Origin of the sequence: Floridaenema flaviceps BLCC-F50 (genome assembly GCF_041929275.2) — a bacterium.
Taxonomy (GTDB): domain Bacteria; phylum Cyanobacteriota; class Cyanobacteriia; order Cyanobacteriales; family Aerosakkonemataceae; genus Floridanema; species Floridanema flaviceps.
This window is the reverse complement of sequence record NZ_JBHFNR020000001.1, coordinates 817,854-842,549: the sequence shown is the minus strand read 5'-3', so window position 1 is coordinate 842,549 and position 24,696 is coordinate 817,854. Positions and strand designations below refer to the sequence as shown.

The 24,696-nt window shown below is 43.2% G+C and carries 16 protein-coding genes and 1 pseudogene; 10 read left to right on the top strand and 7 right to left on the bottom strand.

Translation table 11 applies throughout. The features are described 5' to 3' along the window. Window positions 1–318: 318 nt before the first annotated feature. Window positions 319–531: a DUF2839 domain-containing protein gene (locus ACE1CI_RS03945; protein ID WP_413268288.1), complete on the bottom strand. Its 213-nt coding sequence runs from the start codon at window positions 529–531 to the stop codon at window positions 319–321. Window positions 532–604: 73 nt separating this feature from the next. Then, window positions 605–2,140 carry an ATP-dependent DNA helicase gene (locus ACE1CI_RS03940; RefSeq protein ID WP_413268289.1) on the bottom strand — a complete coding sequence of 512 codons (1,536 nt, stop codon included), beginning with the start codon at window positions 2,138–2,140 and terminating at the stop codon, window positions 605–607. Between the two features lie 139 nt (window positions 2,141–2,279). Between ACE1CI_RS03940 and ctpA the strand changes: the two genes are divergently transcribed. After that, window positions 2,280–3,515: a carboxyl-terminal processing protease CtpA gene (ctpA, locus tag ACE1CI_RS03935; RefSeq protein WP_413268290.1), complete on the top strand. Its 1,236-nt coding sequence runs from the start codon at window positions 2,280–2,282 to the stop codon at window positions 3,513–3,515. 305 nt (window positions 3,516–3,820) lie between these two features. On the opposite strand, the gene ACE1CI_RS03930 is transcribed toward ctpA, so the two are convergent. Then, a complete protein-coding gene (locus ACE1CI_RS03930; RefSeq protein ID WP_413268291.1) occupies window positions 3,821–4,735 on the bottom strand; it encodes a calcium-binding protein in 915 nt (304 codons plus the stop codon). A 173-nt stretch (window positions 4,736–4,908) separates the two neighbouring features. Continuing rightward, window positions 4,909–5,286, bottom strand: a complete 378-nt coding sequence (locus ACE1CI_RS03925) for a histidine kinase (protein ID WP_413268292.1) — start codon at window positions 5,284–5,286, stop codon at window positions 4,909–4,911. A gap of 244 nt (window positions 5,287–5,530) precedes the next feature. Here ACE1CI_RS03925 and gifA point away from each other — a divergent pair, with 244 nt between their 5' ends. The 4 genes from gifA (at window position 5,531) to ACE1CI_RS03905 (ending at window position 13,810) form a co-directional block, all read left to right on the top strand. After that, entirely contained in the window at window positions 5,531–5,728 is a 198-nt protein-coding gene (gene gifA, locus ACE1CI_RS03920; protein WP_413268293.1) for a glutamine synthetase inactivation factor IF7A, read from the top strand. Window positions 5,729–6,555: 827 nt separating this feature from the next. Next, the gene (locus ACE1CI_RS03915; RefSeq protein ID WP_413268294.1) at window positions 6,556–8,754 is read left to right on the top strand and encodes an SLBB domain-containing protein; all 2,199 of its coding nucleotides are present in this window, start codon (window positions 6,556–6,558) and stop codon (window positions 8,752–8,754) included. A 120-nt stretch (window positions 8,755–8,874) separates the two neighbouring features. After that, window positions 8,875–11,187: a polysaccharide biosynthesis tyrosine autokinase gene (locus ACE1CI_RS03910; protein WP_496615224.1), complete on the top strand. Its 2,313-nt coding sequence runs from the start codon at window positions 8,875–8,877 to the stop codon at window positions 11,185–11,187. Window positions 11,188–11,389: 202 nt separating this feature from the next. After that, a complete protein-coding gene (locus tag ACE1CI_RS03905) occupies window positions 11,390–13,810 on the top strand; it encodes a GH116 family glycosyl hydrolase (RefSeq protein ID WP_413268296.1) in 2,421 nt (806 codons plus the stop codon). Window positions 13,811–14,038: 228 nt separating this feature from the next. On the opposite strand, the gene ACE1CI_RS03900 is transcribed toward ACE1CI_RS03905, so the two are convergent. The 3 genes and pseudogenes from ACE1CI_RS03900 to ACE1CI_RS03890 all read right to left on the bottom strand — a co-directional run bounded on the left by ACE1CI_RS03900 (window position 14,039) and on the right by ACE1CI_RS03890 (window position 21,559). Continuing rightward, a complete protein-coding gene (locus ACE1CI_RS03900) occupies window positions 14,039–17,863 on the bottom strand; it encodes a DUF4347 domain-containing protein (RefSeq protein ID WP_413268297.1) in 3,825 nt (1,274 codons plus the stop codon). Between the two features lie 582 nt (window positions 17,864–18,445). Beyond that, a pseudogene (locus ACE1CI_RS03895) lies at window positions 18,446–19,979 on the bottom strand (M16 family metallopeptidase). 47 nt (window positions 19,980–20,026) lie between these two features. Beyond that, window positions 20,027–21,559: a M16 family metallopeptidase gene (locus tag ACE1CI_RS03890; protein ID WP_459564171.1), complete on the bottom strand. Its 1,533-nt coding sequence runs from the start codon at window positions 21,557–21,559 to the stop codon at window positions 20,027–20,029. 539 nt (window positions 21,560–22,098) lie between these two features. Here ACE1CI_RS03890 and ACE1CI_RS03885 point away from each other — a divergent pair. The 5 genes from ACE1CI_RS03885 to ACE1CI_RS03865 all read left to right on the top strand — a co-directional run bounded on the left by ACE1CI_RS03885 (window position 22,099) and on the right by ACE1CI_RS03865 (window position 24,684). Then, window positions 22,099–22,719, top strand: coding sequence for a TetR family transcriptional regulator (locus ACE1CI_RS03885; protein WP_496615223.1), 621 nt, complete (start codon window positions 22,099–22,101; stop codon window positions 22,717–22,719). 15 nt (window positions 22,720–22,734) lie between these two features. Next, complete coding sequence (locus tag ACE1CI_RS03880; RefSeq protein ID WP_413268301.1) at window positions 22,735–22,992, top strand: hypothetical protein; 258 nt, start codon at window positions 22,735–22,737, stop codon at window positions 22,990–22,992. A gap of 127 nt (window positions 22,993–23,119) precedes the next feature. After that, on the top strand, window positions 23,120–23,794 hold the full coding sequence (locus ACE1CI_RS03875; protein WP_496615222.1) for an RpnC/YadD family protein: 675 nt from the start codon (window positions 23,120–23,122) through the stop codon (window positions 23,792–23,794). 140 nt (window positions 23,795–23,934) lie between these two features. Next, window positions 23,935–24,198, top strand: coding sequence for a UPF0175 family protein (locus ACE1CI_RS03870; RefSeq protein WP_413267441.1), 264 nt, complete (start codon window positions 23,935–23,937; stop codon window positions 24,196–24,198). Between the two features lie 9 nt (window positions 24,199–24,207). After that, window positions 24,208–24,684, top strand: a complete 477-nt coding sequence (locus ACE1CI_RS03865) for a PIN domain-containing protein (protein ID WP_413267442.1) — start codon at window positions 24,208–24,210, stop codon at window positions 24,682–24,684. The last annotated feature ends 12 nt before the right edge of the window (window positions 24,685–24,696 follow it).

Below are 24,696 nucleotides of genomic sequence, written 5' to 3'. Positions count from 1 at the left end.
ATCCTCCAGCCACCACACCTAATTTTTGACCTTCTTTAGAATTTCTTAACATTCTATCCATTATGCTCCAGATCGCGAATTTCCAACAACTTTCTTACTAAACAACTTATAGCTTTGCTTTTAAGTTAACTGAACGATTATTTTTTGGTCGTATCAGGAACGACATTCCCAGATGAGCCACAGCTATGTTAAACGTTTTCACTTCGCTCATAGTTCATTCTTGCGGGATACTTTGATCTCCGATGTCAAGAAACCCTAACTTTGTTAGTTATCTACAACACTTGCTACAGATCTAAGAGTGGGAACGCCTGTCAGATTTTAGTTAACTTGCCACAAACCCAAAGCTGGGCCAATGAACCGCACGCTTACCCAAACAACAACCAAAAGCCCAATTCCGATCCATGAGCCTCGGCTTGTCCACTTGACAAATTGCTGTGCTTGGGATTTAGTAACTGGGAACCAGGGAGTTATGTAAGATTCTTTGCCGTATTGTTCCCCAAGTGCTTCCTTGCGTCTTTTTGCTTCACCCATAACTGCTCACTCCAAGAGAGCTATACTCTGGCTTAATGATAACCTTTATCGTCTTTGACAAGTTTTTTTATACCTAACCTTCGGAAGCAAATAAGTTAGGGTCTAGGTAATTAATGCGGGCGAAAGGGCTTAAAGCGGTGAGTACTTGTTGACCGTAGCTGCGGTGAATGGTGCGGCTATCGAGTAAAGCGACGACTCCTTGAGTGGTGCGAACAGGTGCGATCGCTCGTTGCAAAACATTCAAAGCTTCTGGCAACAAATATAACCGAAACCAATCTTGATGCTGTTGCTTATAAGCAGCCACTCGACCTGCTACCAAAGGATTTTCCAACGAAGGAATCGGTAAAGTCGCAATCAATAATAGGTGCGGTGCGGGTAACACATCCTGATGTTCCAGCCAAAATTCCCAGCCAGTCACCAAAATTCCATTGTCATCCAAACAAGTTTTTTCCACCTGCACCCGCGAACCAAACTCAGCAGCAATTTCTGCGCCCACTTGAGCTTTTAGCGGCACATCACTAACCAAAAGTACCGTTAGTCCTTCTACAACTGTACTAACGACCAACAATCTGCGAATTTCTTGTAATAACGCAGCTTGAAACTGGGGAGTATTCGGCAGAGGAAAACTGTCCGGTACATAAAGCTGAATTAGCTCACTTTGACGATCCAAAGAAAACTTCAAGCAAGTTAGGTCTCCTAATCCTAACTGCTGACGATAGATTGGTGCTTCCGCTTCCAACTCCAAAGCGCCACCAATTAAAACAACAGGTTGATCTATCCAAATCGGTTTGAGTGTGGAAGAAACTTCGATCGGACCACAGTAAATCGTAAACAAACCTTGAGTCCGGGCGATTTGCGCCCAATACATTTGTCCTGGGGTAGTAAATCTTTGGCAAAATGTCTGCCAGCTAGGTGGCAGGGCGGAAAATGTGGCAGAATCTTCCTGATCTAGACTTAAAACTGCAAATAGATGACTTAAAACCTGTTTTTCTGTGACTTCGAGCAAATAGCATTCGTAGGGATTAGCGGGATGCTGAAAAATTTCCTTAGTTAGTTGTACCTTAGCATCTCGAATTGCCTCAATTCGGTGGGGGAAAGCTTGGATCAACTCTTCCCAATCGCTAGGAGTAATGGTAGCGGTTAACTGTTGGCGCGTCCAAGTTTCCAGGTCATCTACACCATCGAGGATGGTGGGGATACCATGACCAAATTGTGTTTTAGTTGTGAGGCGAGATCTCAACCAAGATGAAGGCGAAGTAATTAACAACCCAGCAAAATTAGGATCGGGGAGAGCATCACCGACAAAAATTTCCTTTTCTGTAGTCAGCCAACCTTGTAATTGGGGAATTTCCACCTTGAGGAGTCGCTGCTGTGTTGCTTCCGTCGCCACGACAATTACTGGCCCAGACCACATTAAAGCAGGTGCTAGGTAACTTAGACGATAGCGGATATTTGCCGAAGTGGGGGCACCCACTTGAATCAAAGCACTTCTTTCCAATCGTAAGGCGCGGGCCACCAGTCTAGCCATAGTTAAATGGTGGGGCCAGTATGTCTCTTTGCACTCTCTGAGGAATGCTCGCAGTGAGTTATGGACTTCTACCTCAATCATGTCGATTTTAGATTTTAGATTTTAGATTTTAGATTTGCGATTTTCTTCCCCTGTGCCCCTCTACCCCTGTGTTCCTCTGCCCGCCTGCGTGGGTTTTCGCGCTAGATTTTTGTAAAATATTGTTTAAAATTCGATGCAGATGAAAAACCGTTTTTTGCGAATTGTTCTTTTACTGATTCTCTCAGTTATTTTGGGATTAGGTTGGTGGGTTCCGTCTGCTAAGGCTGATACCGAAAACCAAAAGCTAATAGCAGAGGTATGGCGCATTGTCAATCAATCCTACGTGGATGAGACGTTTAACCATCAAAACTGGTGGTTAGTGCGGCAAAACGCGATGAAGCAACGCACCAATAGCCGAGAAGAGACTTACTCTGTAATTGGCAAGATGTTAGCTAGTTTAGACGATCCTTTTACGCGACATCTTCAACCTAGCCAATACCGAAATTTACAGGTATCTACTTCTGGGGAACTCACAGGAGTTGGGTTACAGATTGCTTTGGATGAAGAAACTGGTGTTTTGCAGGTAATAACGCCCATTGCCGGATCGCCTGCCGAAAAAGCTGGAATTAAGCCTGGGGATCGGATTCTAAAAATCGATGGCGTTTCCACTACACAGTTTACTTTAGACGAAGCTGCGACTCAGATGCGTGGCCCCAGGGGTAGCCAAGTAGTTCTGACTGTGGGACGGCAACAGGAAGATGCCCAAGAATTTACACTAGTGCGCGATCGCATTGCCCTTAACCCTGTAATTGCCGAATTGCGTTCTTCACCCGGAAAAGTTCCTGTAGGCTATATTCGCCTAAACCAATTCAATGGTAACGCGGTAACAGAAGTTGCTCATGCGATCTCTAGCTTAGAAAAACAAGGTGCAGATGCCTATATTCTAGATTTGCGGAACAATCCCGGTGGATTATTGCAAGCTGGAATTGAAATCGCCCGTCTCTGGTTGGATCAAGGAACCATTGTTTACACAGTTAATCGTCAAGGCATAATTGGTAGCTTTGAAGCAACAAATGTAGCACTAACGAACGATCCTTTAGTAGTGTTAGTAAATCGTGGTACGGCTAGTGCCAGCGAAATTCTCGCTGGTGCTTTACAAGACAATCAACGCGCCCAAATTGTCGGTGAAAAAAGTTTTGGTAAAGGTTTAATTCAATCATTGTTTGACTTGTCTGATGGTTCCGGTTTAGCGGTAACTGTCGCTAAATACGAAACGCCTAATCATCATGACATTAATAAGTTGGGAATTACTCCCGATCGCGTAATTAGTTGGGAAGCAACTGCTTTTGACCAAATTGCCACACAAGCAGATCAACAATATAAAACTGCTTTCGAGTTATTGACTACTCCTTCCGTTGTGGCAAATGCAGGTTAAAGGGAACAGGGAACAGGTAGGTGAGGAAGTGGGCAAGTGGGGAAGTGGGGAGGTGGGGAGGTAGGGAGGTAGGGAGGTAGGGGGGAGTAGAAGAGGAAGCTCCTGACGCGGAGATTTGTTCTCTTTCTTCCCCTTGTCCCCTTGTCCCCTTGTCCCCTTGTCCCCTTGTCCCCTTGTCCCCTTGTCCCCTTGTCCCCTTGTCCCCTTGTCCCCTTGTACCCTTGTCCCCTTGTCCCCTTGTCGCCTTGTCCCCTTGTCCCCTTGTCGCCTTGTCCCCTTGTCCCCTGGAACCCCACTGCTCTTAACTAAGCTTCGGTAATATTAGTATTGAATAAAGCGGCATTGACTTGGACAAGGCTTTGATTGAGGACGACACCAATAACTGGGCCATTGACAGTGAGACTAATTGCTGTACCCTGAATCAGACCGTTAAAGGCTAAATCATTTAAGTTGATTAAGCCGGATTTTTGGGCTGCTTGTAGTTCAGGGGACAATTGAGTGATAAATTGACTAACCGGAATCGGGACAAATTCTTGTAGGGCTAGCGATCCAATTCCTCCTTTAAAATTCGTAATGCCAATTTTGTCACCAACGGAGAAATCTAAAATTAAATCTGCTTGGGCTAATTTATTGGCTCCAGCATCTCCTCGCAGGATAAACACATCAACGTCTACTGCGCCAGCGTCTGCAATACCTCCAACTAGGGCATCTTGACCAAGATCTCCAATCAGGGTATCTGAGCCTTGATCGCCAAGAAGGACATCTCCACCTTTGCCGCCACGAATGGTGTCGTTTCCTGCGCCTCCTGTCAGATAGTCGTTGCCTTGATTACCGTTGAGGAAGTCGTTTCCTTCCTGCCCAAAGATGGTGTCGTTTCCTTCCCCACCGTAGATTATGTCGGCTAAATCTGGAACTTGGTTGTTGATACTGCCGCCGTAGATTATGTCATCTCCCAGATCGCCGGAAATGAAGTCTTGGCCTTGCTCTCCGGCTATGGTATCGTTTCCTGCGCCGCCAAAGATGGTGTCGTCGCCTTTTCCTAAGATTAAGCGATCGTCTCCTTTGTTGCCTTGAACAATATCTGCTAGGTTTGATCCTGTGATTGTATCGTTTCCAGCTAAGGCTAGTAGACCACCCGGTAAGGTATCTAGCAACCCAGGTGCGATCGTAAAATTATCTGCATTGTCTGTTAGCACAAAAAAGGGCGGGATGGCTGGCATTTTTAACTTCCCTCTATGAAGTGGATCGAGCTCTAAATCAATAATAATCTGAGCTAACTTTTGGTTTTATTCGGCTTTTTATGTCAGCAGACTAATCAAAATTAATCATCGGGAGAACGAAAGGCAAAAAGCAACATTTAATATTGAAGATTTGCCTTTCTAGTTAATTATGTTTAACAGCTTTCTGTAGCCAGTTCGCGACAGGCTTTGAGTCCCAAATTGGGATTGCTGCGATACTCATCGCTGGGAATCAAAGTGTTAATTTGGCGATTCATCTCAATGAAATAGATGTATTCAACGTCTGGGGCGTAGTTTACTCCAACTCGCAGGTTGGAAAAATCGTCTTCGCAAATTTCATAGCCAAATCTGACGACTATTTGAGCTACTAAACATTCTGCGTTATCGCCGTACTCGCCACAGGTTTTTCTCTCTTCCCAAAATTTCTCTAAGAATGGTTTGAGGATTGGTAAGACTCTGTTAGGTGAGCCATTTCTGCTGGCGTAGACGACTACGGGATTGCCTTCAACAACGATATGACAAGGTGTAAGCATTTTCTTCAAATCAGGGGTTTCCCAACCCAGGGTAACGCCCTTCGATATTTCAGGGATAGAGGAATTTTACAGATTATCGCTGAGGATGAAAAGAACTAGGGGATCGGGGGTGTTTGGTTAAACGATCCCAAAGATTTTTGTAACTTTTTGTAAAAAAGCAGCATTTTGTAGCTTTAGTTACAGAATTTCCTGTTATCTTAAATAGTGAAGGTATAACGAACAAGTTCAACGAGGAGAAAAGGTCATGTCTGCACAAGAACAAGCTCGGTCTTTGATGATGCGTCACCATCACTTGATTAAAAACCGCCAGCAATCTATGCTAGGTCGTGCGGCTGCGGAAATGGGTCTATCGGTTGATGTGGATAGTTGGGTACATACTCAAGGAAAAACAGAGCCTTCTTTCCGGGCGACTTACGATCGCAGCGATGCTTCTTTAAGCTAGAAATTTTAATTCTGACAACGAAAGCCATTCCTTTAAGATATTAAGTTACTGATTCAGTCATTCTGTTAACAATTGCCATATTACTTTGGGCGTTCTTGGGAAGAAGAGAACGCCTTTAAATTTTTGGTAGTCTTTTTCTGGGTATGGGATATTCTGGTTTTTTTATCAGCTTTGTTTAAATTGCTGCGGGAAATTAGGTGGTAAAGTGGGAGCAAAGCTGTAGGTTAATTTATAAGATAAAATTTACTAGTCTTCTTGCCAAAGTCCCAATCTTAAAATTTTAACCGCAGATGAACGCAGAGGAATTTTGGGAGAGTTTTATTGCTTTTGGGAGTGCGATCGCCAGCCAGAACAATTAACAAGACATTAAATTCTTTGGATATTTACGGCAAAATTAGACTACTTTGCTGGAAATGTGGCAGCATATTTAGAGCTATTAGGGTGCTAGTTCCGTCAGTTTGTCAGGCAGTATGGTAGGGAAACTCCGATCGGGGATGTGTATGTCTGTAAAGAAGGTTAGCATTCTGGTAATGGTTCTATTTAAAGCACGATACACCAAAAGTTACGGCAATATGTTGATGGGCTATAATCTGGTTTGACCGGGGAACGGTTGAAGACTAGTTATATTTTTTTTGACAAATGCGCCAAAATTATGTATTAAATCCCATAGGTAAGAAAAAAGTTACAAAAGTTAGAGAAGTTGCTTTCTCTCAGGTGATTTCTAAGTTTTGGACACTTGTAATTCTGCTGATGAGGAACTGGCGAACTTGATTTGACTATCTATTACTGACAACCTCTGCAAAATTTTTAGTGACACTGTTAAAGTAATGTTGAAAAAATCGCTTTCCGAAACGAACAGCCCAGGAGCAAAACACATCAGAAGTGTTAAACTGTCTTTGATTAACCAGAAAAGTTTGGTAATTGCTTTGTCAATGCTGGTGTTAACAGTTCCTCAAGTGGGGTGGGCGCAAGCACCAGCGGGAACGCTGAATTGTCGTCCAGGTAGCGGTCGTTTTGGGCCGGAACCAGCTTATACTTTGGGTGCGGGCGATCGCATTGCTCTAGATATCTTCAACGTTCCAGAATATAGTCGAGAATATCAGGTTTTGGTTAATGGGACAGTTAACTTGGCGCTGATTGGAAGTGTCTCACTTCGAGGTTTGACGTTGGAACAAGCTTCTAATTTAATTTCTTCTCGCTATGCCCGATTTTTGCGAAGACCGATCGTAACTGTTAACTTAGTATCCCCTAGACCTGTACAAGTAGCGATCGCTGGAGAAGTAAATCGTAGTGGTTCTTATATTATTCCTCTGGCTAGTGCGGGTGGCGCAGGTGGTGCAGGTGGTGCAGGTTTTCAATTTCCCACTTTGTCCCAAGCCTTAAGTTTAGCAGGGGGAATTACGCAGTCAGCAAATTTGCGTCAAGTTAGATTGCTCAGACCGGGTTTGGGGACAATTAATTTAGATGTTTTCGGATTGGTGACAAGAGGCGAACTCTGCGAAGATATCACTTTGCGGGATGGAGATAGTTTATTTATTCCCACAGCAACGAGTATTAATTTAACAGCGGCGCAGGATATCGTTAGATCTAATATTGCTCCAGTACAAAATGTGCCTTTGAATATTTTAGTTGCCGGAGAAGTGATTCGTCCGGGTCCGGTGATCGTTCAACCAGACCAAACAGGAGCATTCCCTACTATATCACGGGCGGTGCAAGTTGCTGGTGGTGTGACGCAAGCGGCGGATCTCAGTCGGGTGCAACTGCGTCGCTTTACTAGAGGAGGCAGAGAACAGATTATTGGGGTAAATTTGAATCAAGTTTTACAGGGTGGCGATCGCCGTCAGGATTTGGTATTACAACAGGGTGATACGATCGTGATTCCCACTGCACCAAGAATTAGCCCCGATCAAAGTTTCCAAATTACTAATAGTACTCTGGCACCAACCCAAAATCAGCCGATTAATATAGTTGTGGTGGGGGAAGTGACTCGTCCTGGCCCTTACAGTGTACAACCCACACAAACAGGTTCGCCGCCTACTTTATCACGGGCGCTGCAAGCTGCTGGGGGAATTAACCAAACTGCTGATATTACTAACGTGCAGTTGCGCCGGATTACTCGTGATGGCACTATCCAGACAATTACTATAAATTTACAACAGTTGTTGCAGGGTGGCGATCGCCGTCAGGATATCTTTTTGCAAGAAGGAGATTCGATCGTTGTTCCCACTGCTACTGCACCTCTACCAGTAGCCCAATCTTTAGAGATTGTTTCTTCTAGTATTGCTGCCGATCCTTCCCAACCTTTGAACGTAGCTGTGGTGGGTGAGGTATCACGTCCGGGAACTTATCTGATTCAACCGTTTAGACCTGCACAGGGCGTTCCGGGGGCGTTACCTTCTTTTGCGGGATTACCTACATTGTCCCAAGCGATTCAACAGGCGGGGGGTATTACGCCTTTAGCGGATGTTCGCCGGATTGAAATTCGCCGTAGTACTAGGTTGGGGACACAACAAATTTTAGTATCAAATTTCTGGCAATTGTTGCAGTCGGGCGATCGCTCTCAAGATTTAATCTTGCAACAAGGAGATACAATTTTTGTCCCTACGGCGCAGAATATCGATCCATCAGAAGCGCCGCAAATTGCATCGAGCAGTCTCTCTCCAGCTACTATCAGGGTGAATGTGGTGGGAGAAGTTGCCCGGGGCGGGGTTTTACAAGTACCGCCTAATACTTCTTTAAATCAAGCGTTGTTAGCAGCAGGAGGTTTTAATCCGACTCGCGCCCGCACTTCTTATGTGGAATTGCTCCGCTTGAATCCCAATGGTACAGTGACTAAACGGAATATTACGATTAATTTTTCCAGAGGGATCAATGAGAACGAAAATCCGATTCTTCGGGATAATGACGTTATTGTGGTGAATCGCTCTTTTGCAGCACAAGTCACGGATGGGTTGCGAATTTGGTTAGATCCAATTAGTAATTTCTTCTCGATCTTTAACTTAATCCGTATTTTTGATGGTCTGTAGGAGGAGTTGATATTTTTGAGTTAAGGATGTGCAATTTTTTCTGGTTGGTAATTGGTGGTTCTGGTGGAAAATTCTCATGATAATTGACTTAAGTTTACTGATAAAGGAGACAATGAAGAAATGAAAATTAAGCCATACGCTCAACCGATATACTCGAACAATATTAATGGGAAGACACCTCATTCTTTGCCTTATATTTATCCAGAGCAGGTACATGAAGAAGAGGCAAATAAGTTAGATTTAAGGCAGGTTTTGGGAATTTTACGTCGTCGCGCTTTGGTTGTGGTTAGTGTGGCGATCGCTGTGTCATCAGTTATGGGAACAAGGGCTTGGAATACACCACCTTTGTATGAAGGGAAGTTTCGCGTTTTGGTGGAACCAATTACTGCCGAAACTAAGGTGGCGCAAAATTTCGGCGCAATTGTTTATTCTATTTTAGATTATGATACCCAAACTGAAGTGTTACGCAGTCCTAGCGTAATGGATGGTATTGTTAATAAAATAAAGGCTGAATATCCAGAGATTAACTACGGTTCTTTGGTATCCAGTTTAATGATTAGCCGTTTGGGAAATACTAAAATTATTGAGGTGCGTTATAAAGATAGCGATCCGAAAAGAGCAGAAAGGATTTTACAGATCCTTGCTGATGGTTACTTGGATTATAGTCAGCAACAGCGCCAAAGTGATGTGCGCCAAGGAATTGATTTTGTTAAACAACAGTTACCAAATTTGCAAGAACGGGTAAATGCGCTACAAGCAAGATTACAGAAGTTTAGGCAAGAGTATAATTTTATCGATCCTGAACAAAAGGCGCAAGAATTAGGAAATAGAATTTCGGGAATTGAACAACAACAAGTAGAAGGAAATACTAAGTTAAATGAGTTGCGATCGCTTTATACTTTGTTGCAAGGACAATTAGGATTACAGCCCAATGAAGCGATTGTAGCATCGGCTTTGAGTGAAGCTCCCCGATATCAAAAATTACTCTCGGAATTGCAAGAAGTAGAAACTAAACTGGCGACGGAATCTGTGAGATTCACAGAAGATAGTCCCATGCTTACTACACTCAAGGAAAGAAGACAAAAGCTGTTACCTTTGATTGCTCAAGAAAACCAAAGAGTGATCGGTAATACTCTTTCTCCTACTACAATCAATACGCAAAGGCTCAGCAATCAAAACTCGATCCGACTATCTTTAACTCAACAATTTGTGGATACCACAAATCAAATCAAAGTTTTAGAAGTGCGGAATCAAGCGTTAAAACGCGCTGAAGATATCTTAGTACAAGAATTCAAACAAATGCCAATTCGCGCTCGTGAATATACAGATTTGCAGCGAGAATTAAAGGTGACAACGGAAAGCTTATTGAGGTTTTTATCTACTAGAGAAAACCTAGAAATTGAAGCGGCGCAAAAGGCGACTCCTTGGCAATTAATTGATGCTCCTAATCAAAGTTATCCAATTTCTCCTGACAAATATCGTAATATAATGTTGGGCGTAATTGCTGGGTTGCTCTTAGGTGCTGGCGCAGCTTGGTTAGTGGAAATGCTCGATAATGTATTCCATTCTGCGGAAGATTTGAAAAACCAAACTGGAATGCCTTTGTTAGGGGTAATTCCCTTTAGTAAGGGGTTGAAAAAAGTCGCTCCTGGGGACAATTCTGAGGTAGATGGTTTATTATTACCACACTCAGAATTGGCATTAGCTACTGAAAATACTAGAGGCCATTCTCGGTATAAAGCTTCTCAATTTGTGGAATCTTTCCGTTCTCTTTATACTAATATCCGTCTTTTGACTACGGATATGCCAATCCGAAGTTTAGTAATTAGTTCATCGACTCCCGCAGAAGGTAAAACAGTAATATCTTTGCATTTGGCGCAAGCAGCAGCAGCAATGGGACAACGGGTATTATTAATAGATGCTGATTTACGCCGTCCCCAAATTCACAAAAGATTAGGTTTGCCTAATATGCGGGGATTAACTAATTTGATTTCTTCTGAAGACCTAGATTTTAATGAGGTAATTCAAAATTACTCAGAAGAAGAAAATTTATTTGTGCTGACTGCGGGACAAATTCCCCCTGACCCGACTCGTCTGTTATCTTCAGAGAAAATGCAGACACTGATGAGTGATTTTCAGTCAGCTTTCGACTTAGTTATTTATGACACTCCTCCGTTAGTTGGTTTTGCAGATGCTAGTATTTTGGCAACTCCTACTGATGGGGTAATTTTAGTTGTCGGACTAGGAAAAGCTGACCGTTATCCGTTAATGCAAGCATTAGATACGTTGCGAATTTCGGGAACGCCAGTTTTAGGTTTAGTTGCTAATGGAGTGAAGAGTTATACTACTCGTTGGCAGGATTCTTACAATCGCTACTATAACCAATCTCCTGTGAATCAAAGAGGCACTGGGCAAATTGCGATCGATCAATAGTTGTTGGTCATTGGTAGTTGGTAGTTGGTAGTTGGTAGTTGGTTAGAAATTATCAGATCTGAAAAATGGAAATTGACAACTAACTAAAGACAGATGAGGCATTATCTCTTGTTTGGGGAAATTAGCATAAATTAAACGATTTCGGGCTAAAAACCATGCTATAACAAATAACAAATGACCAATGACTAATGACAAATAACCAATGACCGACGAATTAAAAATCCCTCCTTATACTTGGCAACGTGCGATCGGTTTGGGTTGGGAAAATTACTACAAAGTTCGCTATGCTAGTAATTTAGATGATGGCCCTTGGCATGGTGCGCCGTTAGGTGGTTTTGGTGCAGGTTGTATTGGTCGTTCTTCACGGGGAGATTTTAATCTTTGGCATTTGGATGCGGGAGAACACACTTTTCAAAATATTCCGGCTTGTCAATTTAGTGTGTTTGAACAGGTAGGAAATGAACCGGGAAAAGCATATACTTTGTGTACAAAAGCGCCGGAAGATGGTAGTTTGTCAGCTTGGAATTGGTATCCAGAAAGTAATTCCGGGACTTATCATGCGCTTTATCCGCGCAGTTGGTTTGTCTATGAAAATGTGTTTAAATCGCAGTTGATTTGCGAACAATTTTCGCCAATTTGGGCGGGGAATTATCAGGAAAGTTCTTATCCGATCGCAATTTTTGATTGGAGTATTCATAATCCTACCGACCAGCCAATTACTGTTAGTATTATGATAACTTGGCAAAATATTGTCGGTTGGTTTACTAATTATTTCAAAACTAAAGAAGTGCGGGTAAGAGATGATGGTAGTCCGGTTTATGATTATCAACCAAGGATAGGCGATAGTACTGGTAATTTTAATCAATGGATTGAGGAACAATATCGGGTTGGTTGTTTGTTGGATCGGGTAAGATTGGGTGAGGATGTGCGAGAAGAAGAGGGACAATGGGCGATCGCAACTCTCGCTAATCCTAGTTTAGAAATTTTCTATCACACTCGTTGGAATCCCGCTGGCGATGGCAATGATATTTGGCAAAATTTCGCTCAAGATGGTTCTTTGCCAGATATAGAAAATGAAATACCCGCAGATCCCGGAGAACAAATTGGCGTAGCAATGGCAATTAGGGTAACAGTTAGACCGGGAAAAACGCGCCAAATTCCCTTTATTTTAGCTTGGGATTTTCCAATTACTGAATTTGCTGATGGCGTAAATTATTATCGACGTTACACAGATTTCTATGGAAGAAATGGCAAAAATTCTTGGTCAATGATTCGCACTGCTTTGAAACATTATGACACTTGGAAAGAGAGAATTGTTGATTGGCAAGAACCAATTTTATCGCGGGAAGATTTGCCTAATTGGTTTAAAATGGCGCTGTTTAATGAGTTGTATAATTTGACTAGTGGGGGAACTCTTTGGACTGCTGCTTCGGAAACCGATCCGATCGGTCAATTTGGCATTTTAGAATGTATTGATTATCGTTGGTATGAAAGTTTAGATGTGAGGCTTTATGGTTCTTTTCCGATCGTCATGCTTTGGCCTAAGTTAGATAAAGCTGTGTTAGAAGCATATACTAGGGCAATTCCGACTTTTGATGATAAAGAGCGAATTATTGGTTATAATCAAGCGTCAGCTGTGCGGAAAATTGCTGATGCAACTCCCCATGATTTAGGCGCACCTAACGAGCATCCTTGGGAGAAAACTAATTACACTAGTTATCAAGATTGTAATTTGTGGAAGGATTTACCCTGCGATTTTGTTTTGCAAGTTTATCGTTATTTCGTGTTTACTGGAAGAAAGGATATTGAGTTTTTAGAGGAAAGTTTTCCGAGTATTGTTAATACTTTGGCTTATTTGAAAACTTTTGATTTAGATGGCGATGGGATACCGGAAAATTCTGGTGCGCCAGATCAAACTTTTGATGATTGGCGGTTGCAGGGTGTGAGTGCTTATTGTGGTGGGTTGTGGTTGGCGGCTTTGCAAAGTGCGATCGCCATTTGTGATATTTTAATTCAAAACCGCCCAGACGCAGAGGACGCACAGAAGAGTTGGGAGGAACAAAAGTTTATTTATGAGAGTTGGTATCAACAAGCTCAAAAAGTATACCAAGAAAAATTGTGGAATGGTGAATATTATCGTTTAGATAGTGAAAGTAATTCCGATGTAGTTATGACCGATCAATTGTGCGGTCAATTTTATAGCCGTTTATTAAGATTACCGGATATTGTCCCAGAAGAATGTGTTACTAGTGCTTTGAAAAAAGTTTATGATTCCTGTTTCGTAAAATTCAATAGCTTACAAGCAAGTAAGCAATTTCCTAATTCACCCCTTGGCGCTGCTAATGGTGTTAAACCTGATGGTTCGCCAGAAAACCCTAAAGCTACCCATCCTTTAGAGGTTTGGACAGGAATTAATTTTGGTGTGTCTGCTTTTATGTGGCAAATGGGAATGCAGCAGGAAGCATGGCAAATTACTGAAGCCGTAGTACAGCAAATTTACCAAAATGGTTTACAATTTCGTACCCCAGAAGCTATTACTGCTGCTGGTACTTTTCGCGCTAGTTATTATTTGCGTGGCATGGCAATTTGGGCGCTATATGCAGTAATTAACGCAAGTTGCTAGTTATTAATTCTTTCTTGTTCCCCCCTTGAGTAAGGGGGGTTAGGGGGGATATTCGGCTGTGATTACTAGGTTTAGATCCCCCCAACCCCCCTTACTCAAGGGGGGCTAAGAAAAAGTTAGACTTGTAACTAGCAACTTGAGTTAATTAGATGCTGATTCTGCTGCCCAGATCCCCGACTTCTTCAAGAAGTCGGGGATCTATGTATCTAGATTTAGCTCATCTTAGCCCTATAAAACATTGGTGCCAACAACCAGATTGTTAGCAATTACATTGTTTAGAGTGACTAGCGTACTAAAGGCTGCCCCTCCAGCGGTACCATCCCAATCGATCTGGACTAAAGTATTGGCACCTGATTGGATAAATCTCAGGAAGCCATCAGTAATGGGATTTGAACCCGCATAGTCCAGACTGTCAAACAATGTACTTAGATCGAGTATGTCCTGGCTGATGCTGAAGTCTGTGATGATATCGGTGCGGTTATCAAAGGAGTTATAGACAAACCGATCGCTACCTTCACCACCAGTCAGCGTGTCATTTCCTGCACCACCAGTCAAGATGTTATTGGCCGAGTTACCTACGATCGCGTTATTGAGGCTGTTACCCGTACCGTTTATGGCAGTTCCAGTCAGCGTCAGGTTTTCCACATTGCTACTCAGCGTCCAAGAGATCGAGGACTGTACCAGATCGATTCCAGAATTACTGGATTCAACCACCGTATCACCTGTGTTATCGACAATGTAGGTGTCATTTCCGGCATTACCGACCATGCGATCGCCCCCTGCATCACCATTCAGGATGTCATTGCCATCACCACCGTTCAGGGTGTCGTTGCCTGCACCGCCATTCAGGGTGTCGTTACCCGCACCACCAGTCAGGATGTTTTTGGCTGAGTTCCCTACGATCGCGTTATCCAGGTTGTTACCCGTACCGTTAATCGTGCCAGTTCCAGTCAGGGACAGATTTTCCACATTATTACCAAGGGTGTAGGTAACAGATGACTGTACTGTATCTAATCCCTCGTTGAGGTTCTCAACAATAACATCACCAATGTTATCGACAATGTAGGTGTCGTTGCCCAGTCCGCCGATCAGCGAGTCAGCACCCAGTCCACCGTCAATCGTGTCATTGCCAGCTAGACCCTGAATCGTATCAGCACCGCTGCTACCAACCAGGTAGTCGTCCCCAGCGGTTCCAGTAGTGGGGTTTGTACCGCTTGTAACCGAATTTACTGTCAGGCTAAAGCCAGTGGTGGTAGAGAGTCCGCCGCGATCGGTAGCTCGAAGTAGTAAATTAACCGTCCCAACGTTGGTGCTAGTCGGAGTACCGCTGAAGGCACGGGTAGTGGGATCGAAACCCAACCAGGTGGGCAGAGCGCTACCATCACTGAGGGTAGCACTGAGCGTTAGCGCATCTCCGGCATCGGGGTCGGTAAAGGTAGTGGTAGGAACAACATAGTTAAAGGCTGTTCCAGCAGTAGTTGCTTGATTGGCGATCGCCACCGTCACAAACGGAGTTTCATTTAAGTCTTGAATGCTGATGGTGAAGGGTTTTTCAAATATGCCACCCTTGCCGTCATCTGTCCGTATCCGAATGCTGTAAGCGGACTTGGACTCAAAATTAAAGGACTGAGCAGTTTGCAGGGTATTACCAGCGATTTTGAAGGCGGCATTATCGGTGCTGCCTGTGCCTGTTACCAGCGAGTAGGTAAAGGTATCGCCAACATTAGGATCGATCGTGCTGAAGGCTCCAACGATCGTATTAACAGCGAGATTTTCGGCAACGTTGGCATTGCTCAAGCTGAGGTCTGTTGGCGCACTGTTGACCACCGTAGTATCAGGAAGATCGAAAATTGCCACCGTCAGTGCTTTCTCGAAAATACCACCTTTGCGATCGTCTGCCCGCACTCGCACGCTATAGCTAGACTTGGTTTCAAAATCAAAAGTCTGCAAGGGAACTAAGAGATCGCCATCAATTTTAAAGACAGCGTTATCGCTATCACCAGCCCCAGCAACCAGCGTGTAAGTATGAAGATCGGTAGTATCGGGGTCAGTCGCGCTCAACCTCAGCGCTACCGAGTAAGCGTTCTGAATGGGCGTTACTAGAATATTCTCTGGAATGACAGTGCGATTAACGAAATTAATATCAGTTGGGGCATAATTCACGGTATTGATGCTACCCCCGCCTTCATAGCGAGCCATAACAAAATTACCGTTGGCGGTTCCCGTCAGCACAATTTTGCTGTCAGGCTGTATTACCAATTGAAAAGGGTTATCGGTGGTGGTGCCAAAATCAGTGGTTACTTTGCCATTGCTGCCAAAACTGGTATCCACGCTACCTGTGCTACTATAGCGCGTCAAGACAAAATCACCGTTGGCTTGCCCTGCGACGGAAATCCTGCCATCGGTGTCGATCGCAACTCCGGCAATAGTTGTTGTGGCAGAAGTCGTGATTCGACCGCCAATGCCAAAGTCAGGATCGAGGCTACCATTGCTGTTGTAGCGGAGCAAGATAGACTGGGTACCCTGGCTACTGCTGCCATCTGCCGCAACCACGATCTTGCCGTCAGTTGTCAGCGCTAATTTAGCTTGGGAACCATCATTGAAGGAAAAATTATTCGGAAGAAATTGGAAAAGCGATGTGGTAATTCCCCCCGTGCCAAAACTACTGTCAAGAGTACCATCTGGGTTATACCGCAGCAGTGTTAAACTTCTAGGTGTATCCACCCCACCTCTGAGCAGATCGGCACGAGAAATTCCCAGCACTACCAGTTTGCCGTCGGGTTGGAGTACAGCATCTCTAGCGTAATTTGTGTCATTGACCGAAGTGGTGACAGAACTTCCCCACACCTGATACTCAGGCATTGCAGGGAGAGTACCAAAACTATTATCAAAACTGCCATCACTGTTAAAGCGCTTTAACACAAAGGGGCCATAACGACCCGAAGAAGAATCTTCAACTAAGATAATCTTGCCATCCGGTTGAAGAACTGCTTTGCCCAGATTACCTGTGTAGTTTCCGGCTCTGGAAAGCGCCACACCATTGTTCCCAAAACTAGTATCCAGGCTACCATCACTGTTATAACGGACGAGGGCGAAGCCATCTAAATAACTGTAAATAGGATATGCAGAAGAGCCAGGGGTCGCGATCGTTGTCGGACCTGCTACGACAATTTTGCCATCTGGCTGCACTAAAACCACTTGACCTCGGTCTCGATCGGTAGCGGTTCCACTATAAATATCAGTGGTGACTTTGCCACTATTCCCAAAGCTGGTATCCAGACTGCCATCAATGTTGTAGCGAGTCAGAGAAAATAAGTTGTTACCGGGTTGTAGACCAGACCCAGTTGATAAAATCTTCCCATCGGGCTGGAGGGCAATCCCGTATGTATACGCAAAACCGCCGCTGGTTATCACCTTACCACCACTGCCAAAGCTGGGATCGAGCCCGCCCACAGCAAAGACAGCAGCGTAGGTCTCAATGACTTCATTCTGGAAGCAGATTCCTACTTCCATGTCACGGGTTGTGACATCTAAGTGCCAGTTGCCGCCCAGAAATGAAGCGCCAATGGGGGTGGTAGAGGCGGCGATCGCTACTCCCGTTAACTGCTGCAAGCGATCGATCAATTCACTGCCTGCATCCCCTGCTGCTACATGACAGCCATAGAGGAAAAGCTGACTCTCTGGGTGAGCAAACCAGTTTTGCACAGCCGGAGCATAGTGGGCAAGAGTGTCTAAATTAAGTTGAGTGTTACCTAGATACAGACAACCGGGTTTCCCATGAGACACAATATGCAGGGTCTGGACAGGGGGGAGATGATTGAGCGTTGTGGTAATCTGCTCAACTCCATCCTGGTAAGAATTGAGAATCAAGATTTGCGATCCGGGTAAAACTCCCGCTGCGAGAGTTTGATAATCGGGTAAACCTGAGTCAATTACCACCAGTGCCGGGATTGGGTTCAGAAAGGGGTGATGAACCGGAACTACCTTTGCTTCTTGTCTAGTTGAAGTAATTTGCGGGGTTGAACCTGCTGGGATTAAGGAAATTGCCTTCATAGAAAAACCTGCATTATATGTAGTTCGAGGGGAGTACCTTACAAAGTTGCATAGCTACGAGAAAACACGATGCTATTAAAAAATTCACCGTAAATTTCTGTGTAATTTCCGATTCCGTAACCCTGATTTTTTATTGCTAATTTTAAGCATATACTTAAGAATTTCCACTGAATATTTGAATATCCAAAATTTACTGAATCTTTATATATATGAAGTAACTGTAAACTGTTATTTAGCATTTATTCGCTTAGAGAAATTAGCAATAATGGGTAATTAAGTAGGTGTAAATAAATAAAGTGATAATAGTTATATGAGGATGGGGCAGGCTCTCCTGCCCACCCCACAAGAAAACTGTAACTCTTGTGGGGTGGGCAGGAGAGCCCGACGAGAGTTTTCACTTTATTTACATCTACCTACTTACTACAGGACTTACGCAGTAACGCTATCAGGTGGTGGGATGGTGCGTTACGTTAGCACTAACGCACCCTACAAATAGAGGCTTTGCGTAAGTCCTCTACTAATAAAAACAAAGGGAGAGGATTCAAATCAACCTCTCCCAAAGTCTTTGATATTTTTCCAAATTTATTGTTTTGATGCAGCAGTTGTTGGCGGTGGAATTGTAATATCCACGTTGGTAACTTCTGCGGCTAAAGTAGTTAGTGGAGGTTGAATTGCGGCGGCATTACCTACTACTAAAGTGGCTAACTTTTCTGGCTGAAGGTATTTTTGGGCGACACGCTGAACATCAGCTGCGGTGGTTGCTTCCACGTTGCGGCGATAGCGGAAGAGGAAGTCGGGGGGGTAGACCGTAATACTCGTAGCGAATCAACCGGGAGAGTGTTTGGGCGGGGTCTTGGAAGTTAAAGACGAAGGAATTTAACACAGAATCTTTGGCGAGGGCGAGTTCTTCTGGGGTGACTGGTTCGGCTTGGATACGCTTAATTTCTGCGAGGATTGATTTAATGAAGGGTACGGTAGCGTCGGAACGAGTTTGTCCGCCAGCGACGAAGACACCTGGGTAATCAAAGCGGGCGCTCCAGGAACCATAAACACTGTAAGCTAAACCTTGGCGCGATCGCACTTGGTTAAACAATCTCCCGCCAAAACCATTCAAAACCCCACTCATCACATCTAACGCCGGATAATCAGGGTTTTTAAATACGCCACCTAAATGTCCCATTTGCACATAACTTTGGGTCATTTGGGGTTGATTAACCAAGAAAATTCCGCCTGTTTTTGCTTGGGAAACTTCTGGTAAAGGAGGAACTTTCAGCTGATTATTTTTTTGCCAATCACCGAACTTGCTTTCAATCAATTGACGCATGACTTTGCTATCAAAATCTCCCACAACGCCTAAAATTATGTTGTTGGGATGGAAATATTGTTGATAGAAACTCTGCAAATCTGCACGGGAAATATTATTAACGGTGGCATATTCTACAGTGCGGGCGTAAGGGCTTCTTTCGCCATACATGAGTTTTTGAAATTCCCGACCTGCGATGTCATCTGGGTCATCATTACGCCGAGAAATATCACCTTTAACTTGAGTTTTTGCCAACTCCAATTTATCTTGGAGAAAAGCTGGTTCCCGGAGAACTTCCGCAAACAAACTAAAAACTTCGGGCAAATCTTTAGTTAAACTGCTAAAGCTAGCACTACCAGAAACTTCCCCGATCGAAGTTTCTACAGAAGCAGCACGTTGTTCTAACAATTGATTTAATTCATCGGGTGGATGTGTTTTGGTTCCCCCACTCCGCATTACTGCGCCAGTGATTCCAGCTAAACCAACTTTATCAGCTGGTTCCCAGCGATCGCCAGTGCGAACGGTAGCAGATCCACTCACCAAAGGTAACTCGTGATCTTCCATGAGATAGACGATCATCCCATTATTTAATTGCCAGCGAGTGTAAGCCGGAAGTTGAATTTCTGGCAAGGGCGGAAAAGTCAATTCCGTATAATGTTTAGCTGTAGTTGCTGCTACCGAAAAATCGAAATTAACAACTACCAAACCCAAAGCAACTACCAAACCAAAAATTCCCGCCAACCATTTATAACGGATGCTCAACAAAGAAAAACCTCTCTCTTTTCTTTTACTCTTTAAACCTTTCCCAGACATAAAAAATTTTCCTCTGTGTCCTCTGCGTCTCTGCGGTTCAATCATTTCTATCCCTCCTTCGGAAGCAGACGACCAATAGTGCGATTTTCCGGCACAAAAGTTGTTTTAGCTACTCGTTGAATATCAGCCGGAGTCACAGCTTCTATAGCTTCCAACTCCTTAAACAGATTTTTCCAACTACCTGTTTTCACTTCATATTCTACTAATGAAGAAGCCATACCGGAATTAGAATCTAGCGATCGCAACAAATCTGCTCTATACTGGGTTTTTACCCGTTCCAATTCCATTGCCGAAACAGGTTCACTTTTCAATCGATCAATTTCCACTTGCAAAGCTTTGGCGACTTCATCAACAGAATGACCTGGTGCTGTTAAAGCATAAAACAGCATCATTGCTGGATACTTATCATCTGGAAAACCGCTAAAACCTTGAGCCGTCAGAGCAATTCTTTGTTGTTCCACCAAAGACTTATATAAACGAGAAGTACGTCCATCACTGAGAATGCTACCAATTAACTGATAAATCACATAATCAGGATGATTAATTGCGGGTTGATGATAACCTTCAAAGTACCAAGGTTGAGTCGGCAAGCGCAAAGTTACTTCCCTAGTTTCTGTTTGTTTCGGTTCAACTGATAAATCATATTTTGGCTTAGGTTTAGCAGGATAGCGCCCAAAATAAATTTCCGCAAGCCGCTTTACTTCGGCGGTTTTTACATCGCCAACTACTGCCAATGTCAGGTTACTCGGAACATAGTAAGTCTGGAAAAATTGCGCTACATCTTCCCTACTTAAATTCCGCAAATCTCGATCGTAACCAATTACTGGACGACGATAAGGATGCACTTTGTAAGCTTTATCGATAAAAGCTTCAATCATCATCCCAATGGGGGAATTTTCCACCCGCATTCTGCGTTCTTCTAGGATGACTTCTTTCTCTTTAAAAAATTCGCGGAAGACGGGATCTAAAAATCTTTCTGATTCCAGGGACATCCACAATTCTACTTTATTAGCCGGGAAACTATAAAAATAGCGAGTAGCATCGCTAGAAGTGGCAGCATTTAAACCGACACCACCAGCTTTTTCGACTATTTGACCTAGTTCATTTTGTTTGACCAGTTCAGCTGCTTGGGCTTCAACTTTCTGAAATTCAGCTTGTAGTTTGGTAACTTCTTCTGCTTTACCAGCGGCTTTCGCTGATTGAATTTGTTGCCATAAACTATCTAATTTGTCCAAGATTGGTTTTTCTGCTTGGTAATCTTTGGTGCCAATGCGTGTGGTACCTTTAAAAGCTAAATGTTCTAAAAAGTGTGCCACACCAGTTTTGCCTTCCGGTTCATTTGCGCCACCGACATCAGCATAAGTGAGAAAGGAAACTACTGGTGCTTGGTGTCTTTCCAAGACGATGAATTTCATGCCATTATCTAGTTTAAACTCGGTGATGCGCTGCATGACTCGATCTAGATAGGGCTTAATTGAATCAGCTGTGGCTGCTGGGTTTTGGGTAAGTGCTAGGGCGCTTCCTGGTGTTATTGAGCACCATAGCATTACCGCGCATAGAAAGGAGATGAGCCTAAGCATAAAAGAGGATAGAGACATTGTTTTCCCAGATCAAATACGTGGGGATGCTGGTTTGATAATTGCTTCCCTACGGATGTTTTTTTGGTGACTATTTAGTAATTATGCTGATTTTGTGTGTCAGTAACAACATCAGCAATTCAAAATTTAAACCTGAAAATGAGAAAATCACATTTTTATTGATTTTACCAATTTATAGTTAGCATAATTTTTCAGCAAGATAGATGGAGTTAAGATGTTTTTTCATAAAAAAAAGTAAAGTTTTGTGCGATCGCTCATATTTATAGTTAAAAAGTATCTTATCCTAATAGCTGCAATTACTGAGCAGACCTTGGTTTTACATCTGCCAAGTTTGATTTAAATCAGATTCAGGAAATAGGGGCAATCGGGGTCAGAACAGGTTAATATTAGGTAATTATAGCTGCTGGAAATGCTAATACTTCTCGATAGTTTACTTCCATCAGGGAAATCTCCCTGCTGAAGATCGAACTCAGCCATATTTAATCAGTTTTCACTTCAGTTAAGATACACAAATTACTACTATGGGAATTTTGCACAAAAATCCTCAGCCTCAGTCAGAAGATGCGACGCGCAACCGAATTATTAAGGCGGCACAAAAGTTATTTGCTCGTCAGGGATATGATGGCACAACGACTCGTGACTTGGCTATGGCAGCGGGAGTAGCTGAAGGAACTGTGTTTAGGCATTTTCCCAATAAAAAGGCGATTTTAATTGAAGTAGCGACTCAAGGTTGGGTGGAAATTCTCACAGATTTGCTAACAGAATTAAGTGAGATGGAAAGCTATGAAGCGGTAGGAAAAGTGATGCGACGGCGAATGCTTAATTTCCATAAAAATGGTGATTTAATGCGAGTTTGTTTTATGGAGGCGCAGTTCCATGAAGATTTGCGCGATCGCGTTCAGTCCGAAGTAATTGATAAAATGACGAATGTAGCAGAAGCATTCTTTGAAACAGCGATGAAAAAAGGGATTTATCGCCAGATGAATCCGCGAATTGTAGCACAGGTATTTGTGGGAATGTTTGCGATCGCAGGTTTCAGCCACAATACAATAATGGAACCCCAGACCTCACCCCAAGAAATGAAAGAAATGGCTGAAGGTATTGCTGACATTTTCTTAAATGGAGTTTTAGCAAAAGGTTAATTTTAATTTAATCGAATGACTGTTTTTCCCTATGACCAATTTGCCAAAGATTATCTGAAAGAATTGTTATCACCTTTAGGCGAGGTAGAAACAAGTCGTAATATTGCGGGTGAAGTGCGAGAAATCGATGTTTGGTTTGCCCCCAAGGGGGAGATTGCACCTACTACCCAGTTGGGATTATTAGGACGCTTGGCGGCTACTGCGGCGATTTTTGAACCTTACCGGAATGCGATTAAGTGGGTGCAAATAAATAAAGTGATAATAGTTATATGAGGATGGGGCGGGCTCTCCTGCCCACCCCACAAGAATTACAGCTTTCTTGTGGGGTGGGCAGGAGAGCCCGCCCTGGTTTCACTTTATTTACATCTACCTACTGAATTTGGGTGATGTTCGTAGCTGTATGGGCAAATTGTTTGATGTTTTTGCTTTTTTGGAACGTCAAGCAAGACGAAATAATACTCGTATTGAGGAGACAGATTTACCTTTTCTTTGGATAATTGCTCCTACAGCATCAGAAGCTCTATTATCAGGTTTTGGCGCTACACTTGATGTAGAAAACTGGGGCAGCGGAGTTTATTTTTTCCCCATTCATTGGAAAGCGGGTATTGTGGTAATTCATCAATTACCAAAAACTCAAGAAACTCTTTGGTTACGCCTTTTAGGTAAGGGGAGAGTGCAGCAAGAAGCTATTGATGATTTGGCAAAAATTCCCGAAAACGATCCTTTGCGGGTTGTGGTGTTGGAGTTGTTAAGTAACCTCAAGACTATATTAGAAGTAAGCCAAAATTTGGAGCCGGAGGAGCAGGATTTAATTATGCGTTTGTCACCACTTTATGAGCAACGTTTGGCTGAAGCTACTCAGCAAGGTATCGAGCAAGGTATCGAGCAAGGTATCGAGCAAGGTGTTCGCCAAGGACAACGAATTTTTGTAGAAAATTTGTTGCGTGCAAAATTTGGAGAGTTGGATGATGAACTAAGGGGAATTATTGAGCCTTTGTTAGCTTTACCGCCCGCAGATTCAACAGCTTTGTTGTTACAGTTATCCCGTGAAGAATTGTTATCTAGGTTTAATTAGGTTTTGTTATTTGAAAAAAAAGAAACTCGGTTTATTGAAGAAATCGGGTTTCTAGATTGATGGACTCAGTTAAAAGGGTAAAGTATTATTCATTCTCCAATGTTAGACTCGTAAACAAAGCCATATTCCAAAACTTACCGATGCAAATTACCATTGATATTCCAGATGAATACATCCAAAAACTCAAACCTGATTTAGAGAACTTCTCCCAACATATCCTAGAAATCCTGGTTGTGGAAGCTTACAAAGCACAAAACTTGACCAGTGCTGAAGTCGGACGTATTCTTAACCTCAACCGTTTTGAAGTCGATGCTTTCCTCAAACAACATGGAGCTTATCTTCACTACAGCATTATTGACTTCCAGCAAGACCTGCAAACGCTTCAACAGCTTGAGCAGGGGTGAACATTTCCGATGATTGTCATTTCTGATACTTCACCTATTCTCTACTTACTACTTATCAACCAACTTGACCTATTACCGCGCCTCTACTCAACTCTAATTATTCCCGATGTTGTCCAAGCCGAAATGCAAGCCACAGGTGCGCCAGTTGTACTACAAGAGTGGATAGCTAAACCTCCGCAATGGCTAGAAATTCGACCAGTTCCCCCAGGTAATTATCCTCCTTTGCAACGTCTACAGGCTGGTGAACAGGCTGCTATTTTTCTTGCTCAGTCCCTACAAGCTGATTTACTTATTGTTGATGATTTAGCGGCTCGTCAAATTGCTCAACAGCTTGGCATTAAAATTACTGGTTTGTTAGGAATTTTGGGTGAAGCAGCTAGGCGGAAATGGATTGACTTTCCTGAGACTTTGAAGCAACTGTTACAAGCTACAAATTTCCGTGTCTCTCCCCAACTCGTTGAAGATTTGCTCAAAGAATTTTCCTGATAACTCATCATC